This window comes from Acinetobacter sp. CIP A162, from assembly GCF_000367905.1.
Taxonomy (GTDB): Bacteria; Pseudomonadota; Gammaproteobacteria; order Pseudomonadales; family Moraxellaceae; genus Acinetobacter; species Acinetobacter lwoffii.
Map to the genome: position 1 here is coordinate 251,300 of NZ_KB849157.1, position 20,723 is coordinate 272,022.

The 20,723-nt window shown below is 43.4% G+C and carries 22 protein-coding genes; 11 read left to right on the top strand and 11 right to left on the bottom strand.

The window, feature by feature from the left end; all coding sequences use genetic code 11:
* The first annotated feature begins 139 nt into the window (after positions 1-139).
* From truB to F995_RS01450, 3 genes are all read left to right on the top strand, one after another.
* Positions 140-1,045, top strand: coding sequence for a tRNA pseudouridine(55) synthase TruB (truB, locus tag F995_RS01440; RefSeq protein WP_004644992.1), 906 nt, complete (start codon positions 140-142; stop codon positions 1,043-1,045).
* 12 nt (positions 1,046-1,057) lie between these two features.
* Complete coding sequence (locus F995_RS01445) at positions 1,058-1,855, top strand: sulfite exporter TauE/SafE family protein (protein WP_004644993.1); 798 nt, start codon at positions 1,058-1,060, stop codon at positions 1,853-1,855.
* 100 nt (positions 1,856-1,955) lie between these two features.
* On the top strand, positions 1,956-2,423 hold the full coding sequence (locus F995_RS01450; protein ID WP_004644994.1) for a hemerythrin domain-containing protein: 468 nt from the start codon (positions 1,956-1,958) through the stop codon (positions 2,421-2,423).
* 411 nt (positions 2,424-2,834) lie between these two features.
* On the opposite strand, the gene F995_RS01455 is transcribed toward F995_RS01450, so the two are convergent.
* The 3 genes from F995_RS01455 to serA form a co-directional block, all read right to left on the bottom strand.
* Positions 2,835-3,713 carry an EamA family transporter gene (locus F995_RS01455; RefSeq protein WP_004644995.1) on the bottom strand — a complete coding sequence of 293 codons (879 nt, stop codon included), beginning with the start codon at positions 3,711-3,713 and terminating at the stop codon, positions 2,835-2,837.
* A 240-nt stretch (positions 3,714-3,953) separates the two neighbouring features.
* The gene (locus tag F995_RS01460; RefSeq protein WP_004644997.1) at positions 3,954-4,835 is read right to left on the bottom strand and encodes an EamA family transporter; all 882 of its coding nucleotides are present in this window, start codon (positions 4,833-4,835) and stop codon (positions 3,954-3,956) included.
* Between the two features lie 124 nt (positions 4,836-4,959).
* Positions 4,960-6,192 (bottom strand): phosphoglycerate dehydrogenase, encoded by a 1,233-nt coding sequence (serA, locus tag F995_RS01465; RefSeq protein WP_004644998.1) that lies wholly within the window; start codon positions 6,190-6,192, stop codon positions 4,960-4,962.
* Between the two features lie 355 nt (positions 6,193-6,547).
* Here serA and F995_RS01470 point away from each other — a divergent pair, with 355 nt between their 5' ends.
* From F995_RS01470 to F995_RS01485, 4 genes are all read left to right on the top strand, one after another.
* Complete coding sequence (locus F995_RS01470) at positions 6,548-7,957, top strand: FAD-binding oxidoreductase (protein ID WP_004644999.1); 1,410 nt, start codon at positions 6,548-6,550, stop codon at positions 7,955-7,957.
* Positions 7,958-8,062: 105 nt separating this feature from the next.
* Positions 8,063-9,367: an IS4 family transposase gene (locus tag F995_RS01475; protein ID WP_004282307.1), complete on the top strand. Its 1,305-nt coding sequence runs from the start codon at positions 8,063-8,065 to the stop codon at positions 9,365-9,367.
* Positions 9,368-9,499: 132 nt separating this feature from the next.
* Complete coding sequence (locus F995_RS01480) at positions 9,500-9,877, top strand: hypothetical protein (protein ID WP_004281576.1); 378 nt, start codon at positions 9,500-9,502, stop codon at positions 9,875-9,877.
* 192 nt (positions 9,878-10,069) lie between these two features.
* Positions 10,070-11,299 (top strand): chloramphenicol efflux MFS transporter CraA, encoded by a 1,230-nt coding sequence (locus F995_RS01485; protein ID WP_004645000.1) that lies wholly within the window; start codon positions 10,070-10,072, stop codon positions 11,297-11,299.
* Between the two features lie 179 nt (positions 11,300-11,478).
* Here F995_RS01485 and F995_RS01490 read toward each other — a convergent pair whose 3' ends face one another.
* The 5 genes from F995_RS01490 to F995_RS01510 all read right to left on the bottom strand — a co-directional run bounded on the left by F995_RS01490 (position 11,479) and on the right by F995_RS01510 (position 16,776).
* The gene (locus F995_RS01490) at positions 11,479-11,775 is read right to left on the bottom strand and encodes a DUF3817 domain-containing protein (protein WP_004645001.1); all 297 of its coding nucleotides are present in this window, start codon (positions 11,773-11,775) and stop codon (positions 11,479-11,481) included.
* Positions 11,776-11,895: 120 nt separating this feature from the next.
* Complete coding sequence (gene yccS / locus F995_RS01495; RefSeq protein ID WP_004645003.1) at positions 11,896-14,079, bottom strand: YccS family putative transporter; 2,184 nt, start codon at positions 14,077-14,079, stop codon at positions 11,896-11,898.
* A gap of 128 nt (positions 14,080-14,207) precedes the next feature.
* Positions 14,208-14,750, bottom strand: coding sequence for a superoxide dismutase family protein (gene sodC / locus F995_RS01500; RefSeq protein ID WP_004645005.1), 543 nt, complete (start codon positions 14,748-14,750; stop codon positions 14,208-14,210).
* Between the two features lie 122 nt (positions 14,751-14,872).
* Complete coding sequence (locus F995_RS01505; RefSeq protein ID WP_370940769.1) at positions 14,873-16,003, bottom strand: AI-2E family transporter; 1,131 nt, start codon at positions 16,001-16,003, stop codon at positions 14,873-14,875.
* Positions 16,004-16,131: 128 nt separating this feature from the next.
* Positions 16,132-16,776 carry a ParA family protein gene (locus F995_RS01510; RefSeq protein ID WP_004645007.1) on the bottom strand — a complete coding sequence of 215 codons (645 nt, stop codon included), beginning with the start codon at positions 16,774-16,776 and terminating at the stop codon, positions 16,132-16,134.
* A gap of 124 nt (positions 16,777-16,900) precedes the next feature.
* Between F995_RS01510 and F995_RS01515 the strand changes: the two genes are divergently transcribed.
* Positions 16,901-17,368: a Holliday junction resolvase-like protein gene (locus F995_RS01515; RefSeq protein WP_004645008.1), complete on the top strand. Its 468-nt coding sequence runs from the start codon at positions 16,901-16,903 to the stop codon at positions 17,366-17,368.
* A 26-nt stretch (positions 17,369-17,394) separates the two neighbouring features.
* Positions 17,395-17,973, top strand: a complete 579-nt coding sequence (locus tag F995_RS01520) for a hypothetical protein (protein WP_004645010.1) — start codon at positions 17,395-17,397, stop codon at positions 17,971-17,973.
* A 24-nt stretch (positions 17,974-17,997) separates the two neighbouring features.
* Here F995_RS01520 and F995_RS01525 read toward each other — a convergent pair whose 3' ends face one another.
* A complete protein-coding gene (locus F995_RS01525; RefSeq protein WP_004645011.1) occupies positions 17,998-18,621 on the bottom strand; it encodes a class I SAM-dependent methyltransferase in 624 nt (207 codons plus the stop codon).
* Positions 18,622-18,812: 191 nt separating this feature from the next.
* Between F995_RS01525 and F995_RS01530 the strand changes: the two genes are divergently transcribed.
* Complete coding sequence (locus tag F995_RS01530) at positions 18,813-19,376, top strand: hypothetical protein (RefSeq protein WP_004645013.1); 564 nt, start codon at positions 18,813-18,815, stop codon at positions 19,374-19,376.
* A 73-nt stretch (positions 19,377-19,449) separates the two neighbouring features.
* On the opposite strand, the gene F995_RS01535 is transcribed toward F995_RS01530, so the two are convergent.
* Positions 19,450-19,782 carry a HopJ type III effector protein gene (locus F995_RS01535; RefSeq protein WP_004645014.1) on the bottom strand — a complete coding sequence of 111 codons (333 nt, stop codon included), beginning with the start codon at positions 19,780-19,782 and terminating at the stop codon, positions 19,450-19,452.
* A 174-nt stretch (positions 19,783-19,956) separates the two neighbouring features.
* Between F995_RS01535 and crcB the strand changes: the two genes are divergently transcribed.
* Positions 19,957-20,337 (top strand): fluoride efflux transporter CrcB, encoded by a 381-nt coding sequence (gene crcB / locus F995_RS01540; RefSeq protein ID WP_004645015.1) that lies wholly within the window; start codon positions 19,957-19,959, stop codon positions 20,335-20,337.
* Between the two features lie 89 nt (positions 20,338-20,426).
* Here crcB and F995_RS01545 read toward each other — a convergent pair whose 3' ends face one another.
* Positions 20,427-20,678 carry a type B 50S ribosomal protein L31 gene (locus F995_RS01545; protein ID WP_004645016.1) on the bottom strand — a complete coding sequence of 84 codons (252 nt, stop codon included), beginning with the start codon at positions 20,676-20,678 and terminating at the stop codon, positions 20,427-20,429.
* Positions 20,679-20,723: the final 45 nt, after the last annotated feature.

The following is a 20,723-nucleotide window of genomic DNA, read 5'->3' on the forward strand; positions in this document are numbered from 1 at the left end:
GTTTAAGCTTTTTAAAAGCGTTGAGTTGTTCAAACCGGCTCAATATGCCATAAAAATCATCAGATACTATAGAAAAGTTGTAAATCCTCTCGCAGGGTTTTACCATGGCGCCAATTTATAAAATGTCTGATTTTTTGCCATGAAAGCATCATCTCCTAAAATTCAGCGTCGTCATCTTAGTGGTGTCTTCCTGCTTAATAAGCCTTTGGGCATCAGTTCCAATGCTGCATTGCAAAGAGTCCGCTGGTTGTATCGGGCACAAAAAGCCGGCCATACCGGTGCGCTGGATCCGCTGGCATCCGGTTTATTGCCCGTGTGTTTGGGGGAGGCGACCAAGTTTTCGCATTATTTATTAGATTCGGTCAAGCGTTATCAGACGACCGTATTTTTGGGGCATAGCACCACCACGGGAGATGTGGAAGGCGAGGTGCTTCTGGAAAAAGCGGTTCCTGAATTATCCGAGTCTTTGATTCAAAAAACACTGGCGCAATTTGTGGGTGATATCCAGCAAGTGCCGCCGATGTATTCTGCCTTGAAAAAAGAAGGCCGTCCTTTATACGAACTGGCGCGCAAAGGTATCGAGATTGAGCGTGAAGCACGTCCGATTACAATTTTAGCGATTGAGCTTTTATCCTTTACCGAAAACAGTATTACGCTGGATATTACCTGTTCTAAAGGCACTTATATCCGGGTATTGGGTGAAGATATTGCCAAAGCACTGGGAACTTATGGCCATCTGACTTATCTGCACCGCATCAAAACCGGTCATTTTGATTTGATCCCGAGTTATACCATTGAATATCTGGAAAGCCTGAGCGAAGCAGAGCGTGATGCACTGTTGTTGCCGGCCTATGCACCGGTTGATCATTTTCCAAAAGTGCAGGTACCCGAAGGTCGCGCAGAATATTTTAGCCGCGGCATGGAAAGCAATATCGAACATGAAGCAGCTGAACAGGTGCTGGTTTTTGATGGCGAGAAATGTCTGGGGCTGGCAGAAATTACCGACAAAAAACGTCTGGTACCCAAACGCGTCCTGAACCTCTAATCGAGTCAAGATATGGAAATAGAGATCATCATCAGTCTGGTTGTCTTTGCATTTTTTGCAGGGGCGATTGATGCTGCCGTGGGTGGTGGTGGTCTGATCCAGATCCCGGCAATTATGGGGAGTTTACCGCATTTACAGCCTGCTACGGTCTTTGGCACCAATAAACTCGCGTCCATTTGTGGCACCGCTTCTGCGGCATTTTCCTATCTGCGTCAGGTAAAACTGCCGTGGCTGCTCTTGGGCGTGATTGCACTGTGCAGTTTTGTCAGTTCTTTTATGGGTGCAGCCAGCGTTACGCTAATTCCAGTCGAGATCCTTAAGCCTTTTGTGCTGGTCATGTTGATCGTGATCGCAATCTATACCTTAATGAAAAAACAGTTTGGCCAGGTGCATACCGAACAAAAACTGAATCGGAAAATGCTGATTCTGGCCGCTTTGGGCAGTCTGGCGATAGGCTTTTATGATGGTATCTTTGGTCCGGGCACCGGCAGTTTCTTTATTTTCTTTTTTATTCGCTATTTAAGCGTCGACTTCCTGCATGCATCGGCTTTATCGAAAATTGCCAATTTCACCACCAACCTGGCCGCCTTAAGCTTTTTTATTCCCAGTGGTAATGTGCTGTTTATGGTTGGGGCAATGATGGCGGTAGCCAATATTTGTGGTTCCTTGGTCGGGGTGCGCTTGGCATTTAAATATGGCAGTGGCTTTATCCGGATTTTATTCCTGATTCTGGTCAGTCTGCTGATTTGCCGGATGGCATACCAGATGTTTTTTAGATCTAAACCCGATGTAAATCATTCTCGATATTAAAATTTCTTAACAAATCACTGTATAAACTGCGTCTGAACCTGTTCTGAAAATCTTCTAGAATCAATGATATGAAAAATAAAACAATCGGAGAAATATCGGAATGACGACTATTTTTGAAGCATTAAGAGAGAGTCATGAGATTCAGCGTGATCTTGCAGAAAAATTATTACAGACTTCCGGGGATACACCAGAACGCCGCGAGCTGTTCAAGCAACTCAAAAATGAATTATTTGCCCATGAAGCTGCGGAAGACCGTTATTTTTATATTCCCTTGATGATGACCGATTCGGGCCTGAATATTACCCGCCATGCCTTGGCGGAACATCATGAAATGGATGAAATGATCGAGGAATTAACTGCAACTGAATTGAGTAATCCAGGCTGGATTGCCATTGCTAAAAAACTTTCCGAAAAAGTGCATCATCACTTAAAAGAAGAGGAACATGGTTTCTTCCAGCAGGCCGGTAAAATTCTGGGTGAAGAGCAGAAGACCGCTTTAGCAGTGCAGTACAAGAATGAATACCAGCGTTATAAAGAAATGAAAAAAGATATGCTGGTACAAAACTAAACATCGAAAAGATGACATTTGATTAGCTACTTTTCCATAACTTATAACTCAAATTAGATGTTTGAGTTAATCGTTATGCATGTTTAGCTTAAGAAGATGATTGTACAGCCTCATTTCTTAAAAATTTAAATGCTTTTGTGTAGGCAATCTCCATACTTTGGAAAGACCCAAAGTAGGCAAAAGTCTTTTGTTACCCATACACGACGTCCTGTCGTGATGGGTAACATGTGGCATCCTTGCCACACTCGCGTATCAAAAATCTCTTTATTGCAACTAGGGCATCTGATCATCTTTTTATCTGGAGATATGAGATTTTTATCCATTCATCTATTTTTTTTAGTTATATCAAATGGATAAAGTGAAGAGATTAATGATGAGATATATTTAGTTGTTCAAATTCCAATAAGCCTTTTAGGTATTCTTTTCTCCCGATCCTTGACGGGCGGCACGTACAGTCACGCCGACTGATGCCAGCATGATACAGATCAGTGCCACGGTCTGAAGAAGCGTAATTTTTTCGCCTAATAGTACAAAACCGGCCAGTGCAGCCAAAGCCGGAGACAGGCTGGACAGGGTACCATAGCTGGTTTTATTCAAATGCTGAAGTGCCTTTAAATCCAGAGCATAAGGAATGGCTGTTGCCAGTACAGCAATGCTAATTGCCTTGCCCCAATGTTGCGTATCAATCAATGCGGGCGTGTTGTTGTAGAGACCGATAGGTAGCAGACACAAAGCCGACATACTGATGGCAATGGTCAGCGCATGCATGCCGATATTCTGCTGAACTACGCGTTGCCCGAAGAAAATATACAGTGCCCAACATAAACCCGCACCTAAAGCACAGGCGGCGCCCAGAAGGTCGAAATTACTACTATTGGCCTGTCCCCATGGCACCATTAACGCAATGCCTAAAATGGCCATCAATACCCAAATATAATCACTACGATGTTTGATCGAGAGCAGGGCCAGACCTAAAGGACCAATAAACTCCAGACCGACTGCAATTCCCTGCGGTAATCTTCCTAGAGACAAATAGAATAAAATATTCATGACCCCTAAAGCGGCGCTATAGCAGAGTAAATCCCGCCATTTCAAAAAAGGCAAACGCTGAATGATTTTCCAGGAACGAAACATCACGCCGACAATGATCGCTGCAAAACAGAGTCTTAAAATGGTCACTGTGATAGGGTCAAGGACCAGAAAAAGTTGCTTGGCGAAGGATGCACTGATCTGGTACGACATCATGGATAAAACCATGTACAACACAGCAAGGAGTTGGGCGTTTGGCATGGGAGTTACTTACACCAGAAAGGTGTAATCAGGACATGGAAGAAAGCGGGATTATAGCAAAACGGTTAATTTTTAATGAGTAGGGGTGGAAATAATTTTAAATTTAAAGTTACTTTTAAAAAGAGAAAATTTTGATCTTAGAAGAGTATTAGACTGAATTTATCGACTTTGAGTAGGCTTTTCCAGCTAATATTTTTTTAAATTCAAAGTGAGTAGTATTTCTTATAACGAATTTTAAATTTAAAAGTGCTCAACTGTATTTTTTCTTCTTTGACTGGTCACCGTACAACCCACTGAAGCACTGATAATCGTGGCCAATGCCAGCCATTGTGTCCACAACAAGGTTTCACCTAGAAAGACCAGCCCCGAGAGTGCGGCAATGGCGGGTTCCAGACTCATCAAAGTGCCGAAACTGAGTGCGCTTAAATTACGCAGTGCGATCATTTCCAGAGTGAAAGGCAGGGCACTGGCCAACACAGCCAAAGCCACAAAATACAACAAACTCATCGGTTCAAAAGTATGTGCCGGCATGCCTGCCAAGAGCGCAATCGGCATCAGCACCAGCATGCCGACAAACATGCCCAAGCATACAGTATGATTGCCAGAAACGCCTGAAGGTCTTTGGCCGGCAACGATATATAAGGCCCAGCAAGCACCGGCACCCAAGGCGAATGCAATCCCGATCGGGTCAAGCGGCTGGGCAGCCTGATCAAAAGGAAATAGCAGAACCAAGCCCAGAATCGCCAGTCCGACCCAGACAAAGTCGAATTTTTGCCGTGCATAAAACAGGGCAACACTTAAGGGGCCAATGAATTCAAAAGAGACGGCAATTCCCAGCGGTAGGCGATCAATCGATAGGTAAAACAAGAGGTTCATGCCGGCCAGAGCAAGGCCATAACTGATAATGGCCGGCCATTTGATTTGTCTGAAATGAATTTGCCAAATTTTAAAAATTAGTGCCAAAATCACAGCGCCCAAAAGCAGACGCATTGCGGAAACAGTCAGGATCGGAAACTGACCGAACAGATATTTGGCAAAGGAACCACTACTTTGCATACTGATCATGGCGATCAACAGAATTAGTGGCGCTTGCACAATAGGTGCAATTTTAAAATTCAGCATGACTAAATAGGTTTCGATTGCTCGAATAGCGGAAGAGCAGCATAAGCTGAAAAAGGTTTAAAAATACAAACCTTAAAAACAAAAAACCACAGCCCGAGAGCTGTGGTTTTTCTACAATATTGAATTAGAACAATACGCGTGCGCGGATTGTACCTTCAACATTCGAAAGCATATCGAGTGCTTCATGAGATGCAGCAGCATCGACATCCATCACCAGGTAACCGACATCGCCTTTAGTCATCAGTGACTGGCCAGAGATGTTGATGCCTTGTTCAGCAAACAGGTTGTTGATTTTAGACAACACGCCCGGAATATTTTGGTGGATGTGCAGTAAACGGTGTTTGCCTTCAGTCAACGGCAATGCGATTTCTGGGAAGTTCACCGCAGAAAGCGTCATACCCTTGTCAGAATAAGCCACGAATTTCTCAGCTACTTCCAGACCGATGTTCGCTTGCGCTTCCATCGTAGAACCGCCTACGTGTGGAGTCAGAATTACGTTTGGCAGGTTACGCAGTGGAGAAACAAATTCTTCACCGTTTGCTTTAGGCTCTTTCGGGAATACGTCAACCGCAGCACCAGCAATGTGACCAGACTTGATCGCATCTGCCAGATCTTCAATTACGACACATGTACCACGTGCCGCATTCAGGAAGATTGAACCTTCTTTCATTTGCGCAAACTGTTCTTTGCCAAAGAAATTACGGGTAGATGGCAGATCCGGAACGTGTAGAGTAACCACGTCTGCATTGGCAAGTAATTCGCCCATAGAGCCGACTTGACGTGCATTACCTAAAGGTAATTTAGTCACTGTATCGAAATAGATTACTTTCATACCCAGACTTTCAGCCAGTACAGAAAGTTGTGAACCGATCGAACCGTAACCTACGATACCTAAAGTTTTACCACGTGTTTCGAATGAACCGACAGCCGATTTATTCCAGCCACCTGCATGTGTATCTGTTGATTTTTCAGGTACACGGCGCAGAAGAAGAATAGTTTCTGCCAATACCAGTTCAGCAACTGAACGTGTATTTGAATATGGTGCATTAAATACCGGAATACCGCGACGCATTGCAGCATCAAGATTGACCTGATTGGTACCGATACAGAAGCAGCCTACTGCAATCAGTTTGTTCGCGGCTTCAAATACCTCTTCAGTCAATTGAGTACGGGAACGAATACCGACAAAGTGTGCATCTTTAATCGCTTCTTTCAGTGCTTCACCCTCAAGCGCTGTTTTGCGATAGTCAATGTTGGTATATCCAGCTGCATTCAATGTATCGATTGCGTTCTGGTGAACGCCTTCTAGTAATAGAAAACGGATTTTATCTTTAGGTAGAGAAAGATGTTGGCTCATTACGGCTCCGCTACAAAGGCCAAATTTAGTCGCGGTATGATAGCACAGGAATGGGGCGGTTATACATTTCCTTAATGACGCTCACATCAGCTATTCTGGCAAGATATATTGATAATAATGATCATGGTGTTTGATTTAAATCTGCATTTTCAAAGGTATATTATCAAAATTGTCATTTTTCGCGGGAAACACCAAAAAATAGCTTATAATATTGCGCCATGGTTATTAAAGCAGCGTGATCCGGTGCTTTAATAACCATGTTTCGCCTGATTTGTATCCATGTTTTTATGCATAAAAAATGTGCAAATGAACCAGCGAAGTCTCTCTTGTTTAAATCATGCTAGGTCTGCAAACGATGAATGCTCCAGTCGCTTTAACCCCTGAGTTATTGACCCAATTGACTGCAATTGTGGGTGAAAACCGTATTAAAACCGATACGGACAGCCTCCAGAATTGGGGTCGCGATCATACGAAGCACTTTGATCCAAACCCGTCAGTCGTCGTTTTTCCGTCGTCAACTGAGCAAGTTCAAGACATCGTAAAACTGGCGAACCAATTTAATGTTGCAGTGACTCCATCGGGTGGTCGTACCGGTCTTTCTGCAGGTGCAGTCGCAGCCAATGGCGAGATCGTGGTCAGCATGGACAAGATGAACCAGATTCTGGAGTTTTTCCCGGCAGATCGTATGGTGCGCGTACAGGCAGGTGTGGTGACTGAACAGTTACAGAACTATGCTGAAGAGCAGGGCATGTATTACCCAGTTGACTTTGCTTCGGCAGGTTCATCGCAAATTGGCGGTAACATCGGCACCAATGCTGGCGGCATCAAAGTGATTAAATACGGCATGACCCGTAACTGGGTACTTGGCCTGACCGTTGTGACGGGTAAGGGCGATGTATTGCGTCTGAACAAAGGTATGATCAAGAATGCAACCGGTTATGCGCTACAACATTTATTTATTGGTGGTGAAGGCACGCTGGGTCTGGTGACGGAAGCGGAAATCAAGCTTGAACGTCAACCGCAAGACCTGCAAGTGATGGTACTGGGTGTACCTGACTTTGATGCGATCATGCCGTTATTGCATGCCTTCCAGGCGAAAATTGACCTGACTGCATTTGAGTTCTTTGGTGAACTGGCGATGCAGAAAGTCTTGGCCCATGGTCACGTGCAACGTCCATTTGAAACTGAATGCCCATTCTATGTATTGCTTGAGTTTGAAGCGCCGTTTGAGCCGATTATGGACAAGGCGATGGAAATCTTCGAGCATTGCATGGAACAAGGTTGGGTACTGGACGGCGTAATGAGCCAAAGCCTGGATCAGGTAGAAAGTTTATGGCGTTTACGTGAAGATATTTCTGAATCTATCGCGCCATTTATTCCATACAAAAATGACATTTCCGTTCTGATCACGCACGTTCCTGCATTCATTAAAGAAATTGATGCGATTGTATCGACGAATTACCCAGACTTTGAAATCTGCTGGTTCGGTCATATCGGTGACGGTAACTTGCACTTAAATATCTTAAAACCTGCTGATTTGTCTAAAGATGAATTCTTTGCCAAATGTCAGGTGGTGAACAAGTATGTCTTTGATACCGTGAAAAAATATGACGGTTCAATTTCTGCGGAACATGGTGTGGGCATGACCAAGAAGCCATATCTTGAATATTCGCGTTCGGCGGAAGAAATTGAATATATGAAAGCTCTGAAAAAAGTGTTTGATCCAAATGGCATCATGAATCCGGGTAAACTTTTCGATCTTTAATCGGTCGGAATTGAAAAAAGCGCATCGAAAGGTGTAATGCCAGTCAGTTAAGCAAAAAAAGTTAAAATGCTGTAAAAAGAGCGTATGTAAATACGCTCTTTTTTTATGAATTTATCTCAGAATCTAGATTTAACATTAAAACAAACCCTACCTTCACTTTCACAATTCAGTGAATTGATTGATTTAAACTGGATTGAAGATTGCTTAGACCAAACAGGTAAAGCATCAATTCGAAAAAGAAAACTGCCTGCTGAACATGTTGTTTGGCTGGTAATCGGACTTGCTCTATTTCGAAATCAACCGATTTGGTATGTGGTTCAACAATTGCAACTTGTTTTCGGTACGGCAGAATACTGTGTACCGAGTGCATCCGTACAAGCAAGACAACGCTTAGGCTTAGAACCCATGAGTGCTTTATTTTCGACATTAAGTCAGGCATGGTTTAAAGACTCACAACAACAATATAGCAACTTTCACGGTCTATGCGTTTGTGCTGTAGATGGTGTGGTTTGGTCTATGCCTCATACAGAAGAAAACTTTAAGCACTTTGGTTCATCCAAAGGCAAAACAGCAGCTGCACCTTACCCACAAGTTAGAGCGACTTGCCTGGTGAATACCAATACCCATGAAATGATTGATGCCCAAATGGGTAGTATGGATCAAGGTGAATTAACCTTAGCCAGTCAATTAAAAGCACCAGTTCGCAGTATTACCCTATTTGATCGTGCTTACTTCTCTGCTGATTTTTTAGTGAGCTGGCAATCTCAGGCAGAAGAGAGTCATTGGTTGATGCGAGCAAAGGACAACCTGCGTTATGAAGTGATTCATCATAATGCGGCCCATGACTTTCAGATCAAAATGCCTGTTTCAGCAAGAGCAAAAAAGATAAATCCGTCATTGGGTGACTATTGGGAAGCACGTTTAATTGAAGTTGAATATGCAGGAAAAATAAGACGTTACATTACATCATTAACAGATTCTAAAGTTTATCCATTCAAAGACCTTGCAATGCTTTATATCCAGCGTTGGGAAATAGAAATGTGTTATCGGGAAATTAAAAGTGATTTACAGGATGCAAGGATTTTAAGAAGCAAACAACCTGATTTGGTCTATCAAGAATTGTGGGGGGTATTTATTGCATATAATATCTTAAGAAGACAGATGAGGTTTATCGCTGAACATGCAAAGGTGAGTCCTTTAAGGATCAGTTTCCATATTGCATCTATGAGTATTATCAATATCTTAAGGCACACACCTTTAGAATCAGCAGGAAACCTACCCAAACATTTAGCGCAATTATTTGAACAATCTAAAATATTTGTATTACCTGAAAAAAGGCAAAGGCAATGTCCGCGAGTAGTGAAAATTAAAGCACAAAAATATCCAAGAAAATGCCAGTCAATTTCTTAACTGACTGGCATTACATCGAAAGGTGCGCTTTTTTATTGCTGTGTAAAGACAGTTACAGAGTCTAAATGGTTTTGTACTAAGAAGCTCGGCATGATAGGTTGGAATAAGAATGACGATAAAGGGTTAAATAATATGTTCCGGATATTGGCAGTCGCAACTCTCGCTTTTGGTATATTGGGTTCAGGCTGTGCAACTGCTCAACAGGTCATTGCAAAGGTACAGTCATCTTCGGATACGCCTTTGGAACAGGTTTTACAATTAAGACCGGACTTGCGTAAGGAACTGGCAACAGTTGAGTTGCGCCAGTTCTTTGACAAGGTAGAGTCGCCCACGATTGGACAGGTCAAAGTCACTGAAACTGGGTTAATGGATGATTCGGTACGTTCAGTACAGACCATTTATTATTTTAAACGGGAAGATAACAGCTGGATGCTGGAAAATACCGAGAAGTTGTATCGTTGTGCACGAGGTTCAAATACCAAGACTTTCCAGAAAGCAGTCTGTCCATAATAGTGTTTGATCTTTAGACAGATTTTGGTTAAAAGCGTATCTAGAGGATGCGCTTTTTTATTTGGAAGATTATCTCTACGATCAGTTATATTTATTCAGAGCGTTTGAATATCTCATCTGCTAAAATTATTTCTTTCTATTTTAGATAAAGCTCATTCTGTTTCATCTGGCAGACTGACAATAAAAACTCCCATGCAAAACATCCAAACCCAAAAACTGACCCGTGCCACACTCATGTTCCCGCTGGCACTGGTCCTGTTTGAATTCTCAGTCTATATCTGTAATGACCTGATTCAACCCGCCATGCTGGCGATTACCCGTGATTTTGGCGTGAGTAGTTCATGGGCACCATCCTCCATGTCCTTTTTCCTGTTGGGCGGGGCATTTGTCGCAGCGATCCTGGGGCCATTGTCCGATCGTCTCGGGCGTAAAACGGTATTGCTTGGCGGTGTAGCATTTTTCACGATTAGCTGTCTGGCTATTTTATTAACACCCAATATCGAAAGTTTCCTATTCCTGCGCTTTTTACAGGGCTTTGGCCTGTCCTTCATTACCGCCGTAGGTTATGCCGCCATTCAGGAAAGCTTTGAAGAACGTGATGCCATCAAAGTCATGGCACTGATGGCCAATGTGTCTTTGCTGGCACCCTTGCTAGGACCAGTGCTGGGTGCCTTTATGATTGATCATATCTCTTGGCATTGGGGTTTTATCGGCATTGCATTTCTGTCATTTCTGAGCTGGTTCGGCCTAAAAGCCAAAATGCCAAATCTGAACGTCAGTATTCCCAGACAGCCGGTCAGCTATATTCTGGATGACTTTAAACAGGTTGTAAAAAATAAGCGCTTTGTGATTATGACTGTAGCCTTGCCTTTGGTGAGTCTGCCCTTGATGTTATGGATTGCCCTGTCACCCGTGATTCTGGTCGAGCAATTTGGATTCAGTAGCGTGCAATATGGTCTGGCGCAGTTTCCGGTCTTGGGCGGCCTGATTGCAGGTAATCTGATTCTGCTAAAAATTATCGATAAAATACCGCTGGGCAAAACCGTATTATTGGGTCTGCCACTGATGTTGCTGGGTACCGGTTTATTGATGATGGGCTTATTGATTCCAGAATATTTTATTCATTGTCTGATTATCGGCACCACTTGTATCAGTCTGGGTGAGGGTGTGAGTTTTTCGGTGCTGTATCGTTTTGCATTAATGTCTTCTGAAGTGTCCAAAGGCACGGTGGCTGCGACGGTTTCTATTATCCTGATGCTCAGCTTTTTTGTGGTGATTGAAGCAGTAAGGATGGCGTATGAAGCCTACGATATCTGGGCCTACTGTGCTGCCTCTTTGATTCTGATTGCACTCTGGTTTACTTTGCCGCGCATGCAGCTCAAACAGTTAATGCTGGAAAGACAGGAGCGTGGGGAGTTTTGATTCCTTATCGAGGGAACTTATAAATTATTGAAATCATATGTTCAGTATTGAATTTCCCTCTCCTTTTAGGAGAGGGCTAGGGTGAGGTTAAGTATTTAATAAGTTCCCTCTCTCTAACTCTCTCCCAAAGGGAGAGAAAATTTTCTTTTGACTGATCTAATTATATTAGGATTCTACAATTAAGCTTCAGCGGGCTGTTCCAGCTTCTTCAATTTCATATCAAACAGGAATGGACCGAAAGGCAGAATCGAAGCGATTAAACCCATCACAAACATGCTGAGAGACCATTTCTGTTTTTCACATACTGCGAATAACACCACCAGAAACAGCACAAACAGTACCCCATGACCCATACCGACATATTTGACCAGAATCGGATTATCCATCATATATTTCACTGGCATCGCGATAAATAACAGCAGCAGGAATGAAATCCCTTCAAGCAAACCGACCAGACGCAAAGTTTTGATGTTCATAATACATATTGATTTAACCGAATTGGTTTTGAGTGTACCGAATATCACCTGAATATTGAATCTTAATAATAAAAATATATTCAATATTTTTAATAAGTTATAACCAAGTAAGGCAGTTGGTTATTTAATCTCGGCACCTAGTAATTCATGACGTAATTTTAGTAATTCCGCTAAGGTTTCCAGCAATAAACTGATCTGTTTCAGCACCAAAAGCAGATGTGCTGACTGGTTTTCCTGGGTACTTAAGCGTTGAATTTCTGCCAGTTTATGATCGATGTCGTAGGTAGCTAAAGACTGTTGTTGCAGCAATACCCCAGTTAAGGTTTGCTGACACCAGCGCATTAAAACCAGAATTTGTGCATCAGTAACCTGCTCACGGTGACTCCCCAATGCTGCAATATAGCTGAGCTGGCTATGGCTATAAACCAGATAGCGAAAGGCACTTTTGACTAGTTGCGGATCTGGATTCGGTTCGGTACTCAGGCTTGAAATCATGCTGGATAAATCAATCTGTGCATTGTGGGCCAGACGCCGTGCAGTCCTGTAAGCAATACTGTTATCTTTACCGTTTTGATATTGCTCGACCACTGCAGCAAAATAGTCCAGTGTAGCAAGCGATGATTTTTTAATATTGCTGGAAATATTGCGAAAATTCCAGTCAGGCCAGATCCAGCTTACTGCCATCCAGGCAATCAGACAGCCCAACAGGGTATCAATAATACGTGGCAAAATGATCGCATAACCGGCACCTTTCAGGTTAAAAATCAGGAGTACCATCAAGGTCGCCATGAGGGTGGCCATGGCATATTTTTTGGAACGTAGATAGAAGAAACCGACACCAAAAATTACTGTCAGGAGTAACTGACCTTCGACACTTGGCACAAAATACAGAATGGGAACACCTAGCATGACCCCCAATAATGTTCCCAGAGTCCGCAATTTGAGCCGGCTTTTGGTGGCAAAATAACTGATCTGACAGACAAACAGGCTGGTCAGTAAAATCCAGTAGCCATTTTTCGCAAAAGGTAATAATGAAATGGCATAGCCAACTAAAAACACAATCGCAATCCGCACCGCATGCCGAAAGAGTGCCGATTGTGGACTTAAGTGCGGTTTGAGTTTCAGCCAGAGATCTGTGCTATCGCGAATATCATCATCAAACAGACTCAGGTCATCAAAATGCTGCTGATAGCGTGGCTTATACAGCGCCTGTTGATCATGCAGGTGTTGTAACTGCTCATGTACACTGAGCAGATTGGCCAGAATAAGCTGTAAATTTTTAACTTCAATATTTTGTGGGTGTTGAGCAATCCAGTCCTGCATCGACTCCTGTAAATGTTTTAATGCCAGTTCATCATCTGTAGACAGATAAAATTTCTCATTGCGCAGTACACATTCTGCCAAATGCTGACAGGCAAGGGCTTGCAGACGGATATTTTTCTGAATCCGGAAAATCAGGTCAGTGCGGCTAAAATGCTGTTCGATCTGTTCATAATGCAGATAATTCGCGGTGGCCTGTTCATGAATATCCTGCATCAAAAAATACAGATTCAGCCAGTAAATGGTATTACGATTGGCACGCGAAGCTTTGAGTCGGGTCAATAGCGAATCTTTGCTACGGTTAAAACTCTGAATGACTAAAGTATTTTTAAGTGACAACTCATAGAGCAGGGTTTCAACATTTGGATGCTGGTCTGGATCAAACAGTTTGGCTTTACTCAGCAGTAAATCCGACATGTGCTGCAAGCTTTGTGCGAGATTTTCCTGAACCTGCAAAGTAGGACGCAGCAGAAAAAATAGAATAGACGTCAGGCCGTACCATAGCGCCCCAATGACAAAATAAAGCGGCTGTTCATACCAGTGCTGATATTCGCCCAGGCCGAACATGGTATAGATTGACAGTAAAATGGTGCCAAATGAAATCATGGCATAACGTTGGCCTAAGGCACCCATTAGAATAAACAGCGCACTCGACAGGGATAGCCACAGTGCAAACCAGAATTTATGTGGAGCAAGAAATTCCAGAATGCTGCTGACACTAAAAAACAGAATGATGACCAGTAACAGGTTGCGCAAACGCAGGCTTAGCCGGTCATCAAAATCAGTCAGTGCCGTGGCAATTGCCCCTAAAGTTACTGGAACGATCAAGAAGTCATAACCCAGAAATTTCAGACCGAAAGTGGTACCTAAAAACACCAGCAGGATCTGCAGGCAATAAGTCATCAGCGCACTGGACTGAAAGGGCAGCAGGACAGGTTTTATAATTTTAACAAGAGTAACAGTCGCAGGTTGGGCAGCATTCACAAGGACAGGATCCGGGAAGTAAAAATGCAAAGTTCTGAATGCAATTTAGACGCCAAAATAAAAGAAAAATCCATAAAAAAACGAGCATAGTGCCCGTTTTTTCTATTCAGTCATTGGCATGAGGGTATTTAGATCACACCACAGGCAATACGTTCACCGCCGCCACCCAATGGTAATGGGTTGTCGGAATAATTGTCGCCACCGGCATGGACCATAATCGCACGACCCTGAATATCAGCCAGTTTCAGGCGTGGTGCAAGCAGGGTGACACGTGCAGTTCCATCTGTATTGACTTTCAATGCGGGTAAATCACCTAAGTGACCGGTTGCTGGCGTACCGTGATGCGGTGCCTGATTTGGATTGTAATGGCTACCTGCAGCCAGTGCTGCGCCCATCTTGCCGTCTTTCATGGCAGGCGCGCATGAACCATTTTCATGAATATGGAAACCGCGCTCACCCGAAGGAAGTTGTTTCAGGTTGGTACGAATGACCAGACCGGCTGGGCTGTCACTGAGTAAGACGGTCCCAATCTCTTGGCCCACACCTTGAGCAGTTACAGTATTCACAGTCACTGCTCTGACCACTTCATTTGATGGAGAGGTTGAGGCGCAACCAGTAAAAAGTGCGGCGCTTAACGCGCAAAGTGTCGTAATTTTAAACAATGAAGACATGATTTTGGCATCCTGATCTTTATTCTGTTTTGTGGGTTCATTTAAACAGAGCAAAATCAGAAGCTCTATATAGAATCAGTACTTAAATGTTTTGTTTTGTTTAAGTCGATTCTATTTATGCTTTAAGGGGCTTCGGGCGGTGTGTCCTTGGTTTCTGGATCAATCTCATGTGCCATGGTGGCTTTAGGCATCATTAAAGGTTCATTCAGATTACTTTCATGTAACCATTCACGCCAGATTGCAAGCAATACAGCCAGAATCACCGGGCCAATAAATACCCCGACCAGACCAAAACTGGCAATACCACCCAAGACTCCAAACATGATCAGCAGGAAAGGAATCTGGGTTGCGCCAGAAATCACCAATGGACGAATGACGTTGTCGGCGGTGCTGACAATACAGACACCCCAGACCATGACCCCAATGGCTTCAATGGTTTGTCCTTGTGAAAACAGCCATAGCGCCACCGCACTATAGGCGAGGGGTGGGCCAAAGGGAATCAAGGCAAAAATAAAGGTCACAATGGTTAAAACCATCGGATTCGGCACACCTGCGACAAAATAGCTCAAGCCTGCCAATAAGGACTGTGCAATCGCAGTCAAACCAACCCCATAGACCACGGCACGTGTAGTTGCAGAGATGGTAGAAAAATAATGATGTACACGTGGACCAACCACCATTTCAAAGGCTTTACGCACTTGATTTAAAATGGTCTGACCATCACGGTAAAAGAAAAACAGCGAAAGCACCGCAAAACATAATTTAAAGATATTTTTGCTGACTTCATTCAACACCACTTTGCCGTAATTCAGATGACCTTGAATCCAGGTCGATACCGACAGTGCAATACTTTGCGGATCCGTATTGATTTCATTTAAGGTTCGGGTAATTTCCTTGCCGACAATTGGAAGCCCACGAATAAAATCAGGGACATTCAGGTGACCGGAAAAAACCTGCCGCTGCAATTCAAAATACAGGTTACGACCTTCGTGCTGCAGCATGAAAATGGCGAAAATAAACGGCAGACCAAAGACCAGAATCACGGCCAAGATCATTACGGTTGCGCTCAATGTCGGTCGATTACCGCACAGGCGTAACACCGACTGATACAAGGGCCAAGTCATATAGGCAATAATGGCAGCCCAAACTACAGGAATGATGAAATACTTGAGTATATGAAAACTCAAAAAAATCAGGATAAAGAACAATCCAAATAATAAGACTTTTTGTAATGTAGGCGCGTACTGTTGCACTGAATTTAATGACTCATTTTTTAGGTCGTGTTCAGGCATATTAACTGAAAAAAAAGCGATCGAAAATGATAGCTAGCCAAGTAGCAAGATTATTTTCCCAAAGCTATACCACGATTCAGACGATTGACTCAAAACCACTGACTCGGATCATCAATAATGGCATTTAGTACCGGTTGCCATTGAGTCTGCAGTTCCCGGTAGATTTTCTGAGGTTTATCAAAGACTGACAGGCCTTCCATAGCCAGTCGGCTATAAGGGGCACGTTCCGAAATCCAGGCCACTGGCTGCTGGTCGATCTTGTCAAAAAACTGCTGTATGTCTTGATTGCTGGCGGCATTCGGTTTGGTTCGGTTGGCCAAAAGTAAAATTTCAACCTTGCCCTTACGGATGCGTTTAATGTCCTGCAAATGTTTGAGAAAACGGCGGGTCGAATCGATATCAAAAAAAGAAGGCTGGATCGGGATGATAATCGCATGTGCTTCACTGATCAGCTGTTCGGCATGATCGTCGGTCAAGGCACCCGGTGCATCAATAATCAGGTATTCGATCTGCTTCGGCGCATCACCAATAGATTTGCTATTGCGCCAGTCCAGACTTTGGATCTGTGCTGCCTGTGCCGGACGATGCTTAAGCCATTGCAATGTTGATTTCTGGTTGTCGGCATCGGCCAATGCCACCTTATAACCCTTTTGTGCGAGTGCTGACGCCAAACTAATAGCTGTCATGGTTTTACCACAACCGCCTTTCTGATTCGCAACTAAAATTGTTTTCATGACTCAAGGTGATTTTATTCTGTTCCGGCCTAGCATATCATTCTTTTTAAGTATGCAAATGGCCGAAGTCCTCAACTTCAGTCGAATGCGATGCTATAAAAATCAGGCAAATTAGGAAGATTGAATGTCCATATGGATGGCCATGCTGATTGGCGCATGTATCGGGGTGGTATTGACCACTATTATTTTAAGTCAGACGCGTAATGGACGGATCAAGGCCGAATATGAGCAGTATATTGCCGAACTGGAACTGGAGCATCAGCAGTCCCTCATTGCCGCGCAAAAACGCAGCGTGAACACCAGCCGTGCAGTTCTCAAAGGCAAAATGGCGGAACAGCTCGCACCGATCATGCCAGAATTTCAATATTTGCCGAGTGATGCCAAGTTTCTGGGCGATCCAGTCGATTATGTGGTCTTTGATGGCTATACCGATTTTCGTGATGGCGAAGGCGACGCTGAAGATATTGAAGTGGTTTTGATTGACATTAAAAGTGGCGGAGCACGCCTGACCAAAGGCCAGCAAGCCATTGCCCGAGCGGTTCAGGAAGGGCGGGTACGTTTTGAAACCATTCGGATTGATTTTCAGGATTGACCAAAATCCAGTGAAGAATAAAAATTATGCAAAAATTACTAATCACTGCGCTGCTGTTTATGCTTGGACTCTGGGTCTGGAATGAGTTTTTTCGTGCCATTCCGCATCTGCAAGAAAAAGGCGTACTCAAAAACTTTCAGGTAAAACCAGTCAAGCGCATTTCAGCGACTTATATTATGCATGATCACCGCTTTGTGAAACCTGATCGTCGGGTGCTGCATCAGGCCAGCCCTGTGGTGGGGCATTTTAATGATCTGGCCTATCTGAGTAATATTGATGTGCTGTTGCTGACTCAACCGCTGCCCGCCATGCAGGCAAAACTGGAGTTTGATGAAGCAAAGCGCTGCTATCAGATTGAAGGACAAATTAGCAAAGCGGAGCATGACTTCGTCAATACGCATGTGCAGCATTTTAGTCTGATTGCTGCCACTGAAAAAATTGCCGATCAGATTCGCCGGCTAAAATCGGGACAGAAAATCACGCTCACTGGTGATCTGGTAACAGTTCATTCAGGTACGACTGGACAAGAGTTCCGGGTTGGGACAGGCTCTGAATATCGTGCTCATTGTCAGTTGTTGCGAGTAACCCACGTCCAGCAGCACTAAATACAAAATAGTAGTGAATTCGCTCTATGGTTTACGAACCCGTGCTAACAACATGCGTTGGCCAATCTTCGGAATACCTTCGGCATCAATGTAATTCAAGGTTTCTATTTCAAAACCGGTTTCCAGTAAGGCGGTTTCAATATCCCGATTCAGATGACAGCCATCTGCGACTTTCTTTTGAATGGGAGTGAGTAAATGTTGCAGACGCTGAATATTTAAATTTTGTCGATTCAGAACATGTTCGACCACATGTAAAGTCCCACCCGGTTGTAGCACACGGTAAATTTCCTGCATGCTCTGTTCCAGCTCTGCAATACTACAAAGCGTCCAGGTAGACACAATATTTTCCAAATTATTTTCAGCAAAAGGCAAAGTTTCTGCGCTGGCCTGAATATGCTCGACCTGAAACCCTGCCTGTTGAATTCGCGCTTCTGCCAGTTTGAAGATCGCCGGATTTGGTTCTAGTGCATAGACCTTATCAACCGATTGATAAAAAGGCAGATTCAGGCCGGTACCAAAACCAATTTCCAGCACTTCCCCGGAAATGTCCAAAAGTAGTTCACGACGCAAGTCCATCAGGGATGGTGTTTGCATCACCTGATTCAGCAGATGCGGAAAGATATGTTGTTGATAAAGTTTATACAGCATTTGAGTTATTTTAATATGATGGAAATACGTTCTAGCTTAACTGAAAAATAAAATGACGGGCATATCTCGAGCTGACTAAATACGTGCAGTTTGTTACCAAGTTCAACTGTTTATTCATTAAAAAATCCGTAAGATCAAGGAAGATATCCTTAAAACGTTTGATCAACTTGATTAGGATTAGATTAAAAATTATGTTCAAATACTTTAAAAATTATGCTTTGCTGGCCAGCCTGTTGCTGCCTATTTCGGGCTATAGCTCGGTCGACCACAATATTGCCAAAGGTTTGCCTCCCGTCGTTAAAGGCCAGTCAATTTCGGTCTTACAGCCTTTTAAAGGTGATTTTCGTATTCTGGGTTCCAAGGTTTATAGTTCTGACCCGCAAGCCAAATTCTCTCCAATTGATTATGCCGTCAGCTGGGGGCTGTTTGCTGAACCTGAAATTGCCCGACATATCACGGTCAATCAATTTGATCGTTATCTGAACTGGAAAATGGATCGGGTGCCAGTGCCGGTAGAACAAGCCAAGCAGATGGTGTCCAATATGCACATCATTCCTGCCAATCCTGAAATTGCCAAGGCAATTAAAAAAGTGAAACGTGGTGATCTGGTGCGTATGCAAGGGGAACTGGTTGAAGTGCGTGATAAAGATCTGGTCTGGACATCGTCTTTAACTCCGACCGATACGGGTGATGGTGCTTGTGAGGTTTTCCGCGTCAGTTCTATTAAGTGGATTGAAAAAGTCGGTAAGAGCTAAAACAGACTTCATGCACGCTTCTAAGTTGTATAAAAAACCGCTCCTTTGAGCGGTTTTTTTATCTGCTTAGGACTTACTTCGCAGTTAAAGCCTGACCTTCAAAGGCAATTCCATCCCAGCCATTGAGCATAAACTGGCGGATATTCTGATGATCAGTCGCCTCTGGCGTCGCCAGTACACAAGTATAATGTTCAGCAAACAGGCTTAACGTTTGTGCCTGATCCAGACCATTCAATTGTGCAAAAGAAAAGACTTTGGCGCTGCCCTGATTTTCTGTAGCCGCATTATTCTGCTGGCCATTTTTAAATGCAGTCGGTGTATGCGTATAACGGGATTCGATATAAGCAATCACATCTGCAAATTTTGCTTCGCCTGCCGCCAACTGGGCCAATAAATCCTGCGCCATGCTGTTTTTCCTGTGTCATTCATGAAAATTCGATGCGATAAATATAGCAATTTTCTTGCGAAGTTCCATGGTATTTCATTGATTTTCAGTTCAAGATAACAGTGAAATTTATCCATGCTCAATACGAAACTTTGGATAAAATAAACTTGATCAATAAATAGAACAGGAAAAAATATGGGCTGGCTTTGGGTGGCAATGGGTGGGGCAATCGGTGCCAGTCTGCGTTATGCAGCAGGACTTTGGCTGTTTAAACCACAAATGCAATTTCCCTGGCCCACCTGGTGGATCAATATTTTAGGCTGTTTATGTGCCGGGATTTTTTTTGCCTGTAGCCAAAAATATCCAGCACTCCAACAAGAAGCTCGTCTGTTTTTAATGGTGGGGATTCTCGGTGGCTTTACCACATTTTCCAGTTTCGGTCTGGAAAGCTTTTTGTTATTCAAGCAAGGTGCTATGGGCCTAGCGCTGTTATATGCATTATCCAGCTTAATTGTCGGCATTATTGTTCTGGCGCTGGGCTTTTATTTAACTTCACTCCTGTTGGCACAGAGTTAAAATCAGCGCATAAAAAAGTCAGGAAATTGGAGGTCATTTCCTGACATAAACCACGATTTAAATCTTAAGATAATCGAAGGTTTTCGATTTTAACCACGTTTAAAGCGGCCAAAACGTTTGTTAAAGCTTGCCACACGTCCTTCATTGCTGGTCTGACGCTGCTCACCTGTATAGAAAGGATGTGATGCACTCGAAATATCTAATGTCACGTAAGGATAAGTTTTACCTTGATATTCTTTGGTTTGATTCGAGTTCATTGTGCTGCCAATCACGAAATAGGCATCGGCATTGGTATCATGGAATAACACTTCACGATACTCGGGATGGATATCTGAACGCATATCTAACTTCCTCATGATTCTTGATTAAATGTTATAATGTAACAT

What these genes read in the sequence shown, in the direction of transcription:
- truB (WP_004644992.1), top strand. Translation starts at nt 140, where the DNA reads ATGAAAGCATCATCTCCTAAAATTCAGCGTCGTCATCTTAGTGGTGTC.
- F995_RS01445 (WP_004644993.1), top strand. Translation starts at nt 1,058, where the DNA reads ATGGAAATAGAGATCATCATCAGTCTGGTTGTCTTTGCATTTTTTGCA.
- F995_RS01450 (WP_004644994.1), top strand. Translation starts at nt 1,956, where the DNA reads ATGACGACTATTTTTGAAGCATTAAGAGAGAGTCATGAGATTCAGCGT.
- F995_RS01455 (WP_004644995.1), bottom strand. Translation starts at nt 3,713, where the DNA reads ATGCCAAACGCCCAACTCCTTGCTGTGTTGTACATGGTTTTATCCATG.
- F995_RS01460 (WP_004644997.1), bottom strand. Translation starts at nt 4,835, where the DNA reads ATGCTGAATTTTAAAATTGCACCTATTGTGCAAGCGCCACTAATTCTG.
- serA (WP_004644998.1), bottom strand. Translation starts at nt 6,192, where the DNA reads ATGAGCCAACATCTTTCTCTACCTAAAGATAAAATCCGTTTTCTATTA.
- F995_RS01470 (WP_004644999.1), top strand. Translation starts at nt 6,548, where the DNA reads ATGAATGCTCCAGTCGCTTTAACCCCTGAGTTATTGACCCAATTGACT.
- F995_RS01475 (WP_004282307.1), top strand. Translation starts at nt 8,063, where the DNA reads ATGAATTTATCTCAGAATCTAGATTTAACATTAAAACAAACCCTACCT.
- F995_RS01480 (WP_004281576.1), top strand. Translation starts at nt 9,500, where the DNA reads ATGTTCCGGATATTGGCAGTCGCAACTCTCGCTTTTGGTATATTGGGT.
- F995_RS01485 (WP_004645000.1), top strand. Translation starts at nt 10,070, where the DNA reads ATGCAAAACATCCAAACCCAAAAACTGACCCGTGCCACACTCATGTTC.
- F995_RS01490 (WP_004645001.1), bottom strand. Translation starts at nt 11,775, where the DNA reads ATGAACATCAAAACTTTGCGTCTGGTCGGTTTGCTTGAAGGGATTTCA.
- sodC (WP_004645005.1), bottom strand. Translation starts at nt 14,750, where the DNA reads ATGTCTTCATTGTTTAAAATTACGACACTTTGCGCGTTAAGCGCCGCA.
- F995_RS01510 (WP_004645007.1), bottom strand. Translation starts at nt 16,776, where the DNA reads ATGAAAACAATTTTAGTTGCGAATCAGAAAGGCGGTTGTGGTAAAACC.
- F995_RS01515 (WP_004645008.1), top strand. Translation starts at nt 16,901, where the DNA reads ATGTCCATATGGATGGCCATGCTGATTGGCGCATGTATCGGGGTGGTA.
- F995_RS01520 (WP_004645010.1), top strand. Translation starts at nt 17,395, where the DNA reads ATGCAAAAATTACTAATCACTGCGCTGCTGTTTATGCTTGGACTCTGG.
- F995_RS01525 (WP_004645011.1), bottom strand. Translation starts at nt 18,621, where the DNA reads ATGCTGTATAAACTTTATCAACAACATATCTTTCCGCATCTGCTGAAT.
- F995_RS01530 (WP_004645013.1), top strand. Translation starts at nt 18,813, where the DNA reads ATGTTCAAATACTTTAAAAATTATGCTTTGCTGGCCAGCCTGTTGCTG.
- F995_RS01535 (WP_004645014.1), bottom strand. Translation starts at nt 19,782, where the DNA reads ATGGCGCAGGATTTATTGGCCCAGTTGGCGGCAGGCGAAGCAAAATTT.
- crcB (WP_004645015.1), top strand. Translation starts at nt 19,957, where the DNA reads ATGGGCTGGCTTTGGGTGGCAATGGGTGGGGCAATCGGTGCCAGTCTG.
- F995_RS01545 (WP_004645016.1), bottom strand. Translation starts at nt 20,678, where the DNA reads ATGCGTTCAGATATCCATCCCGAGTATCGTGAAGTGTTATTCCATGAT.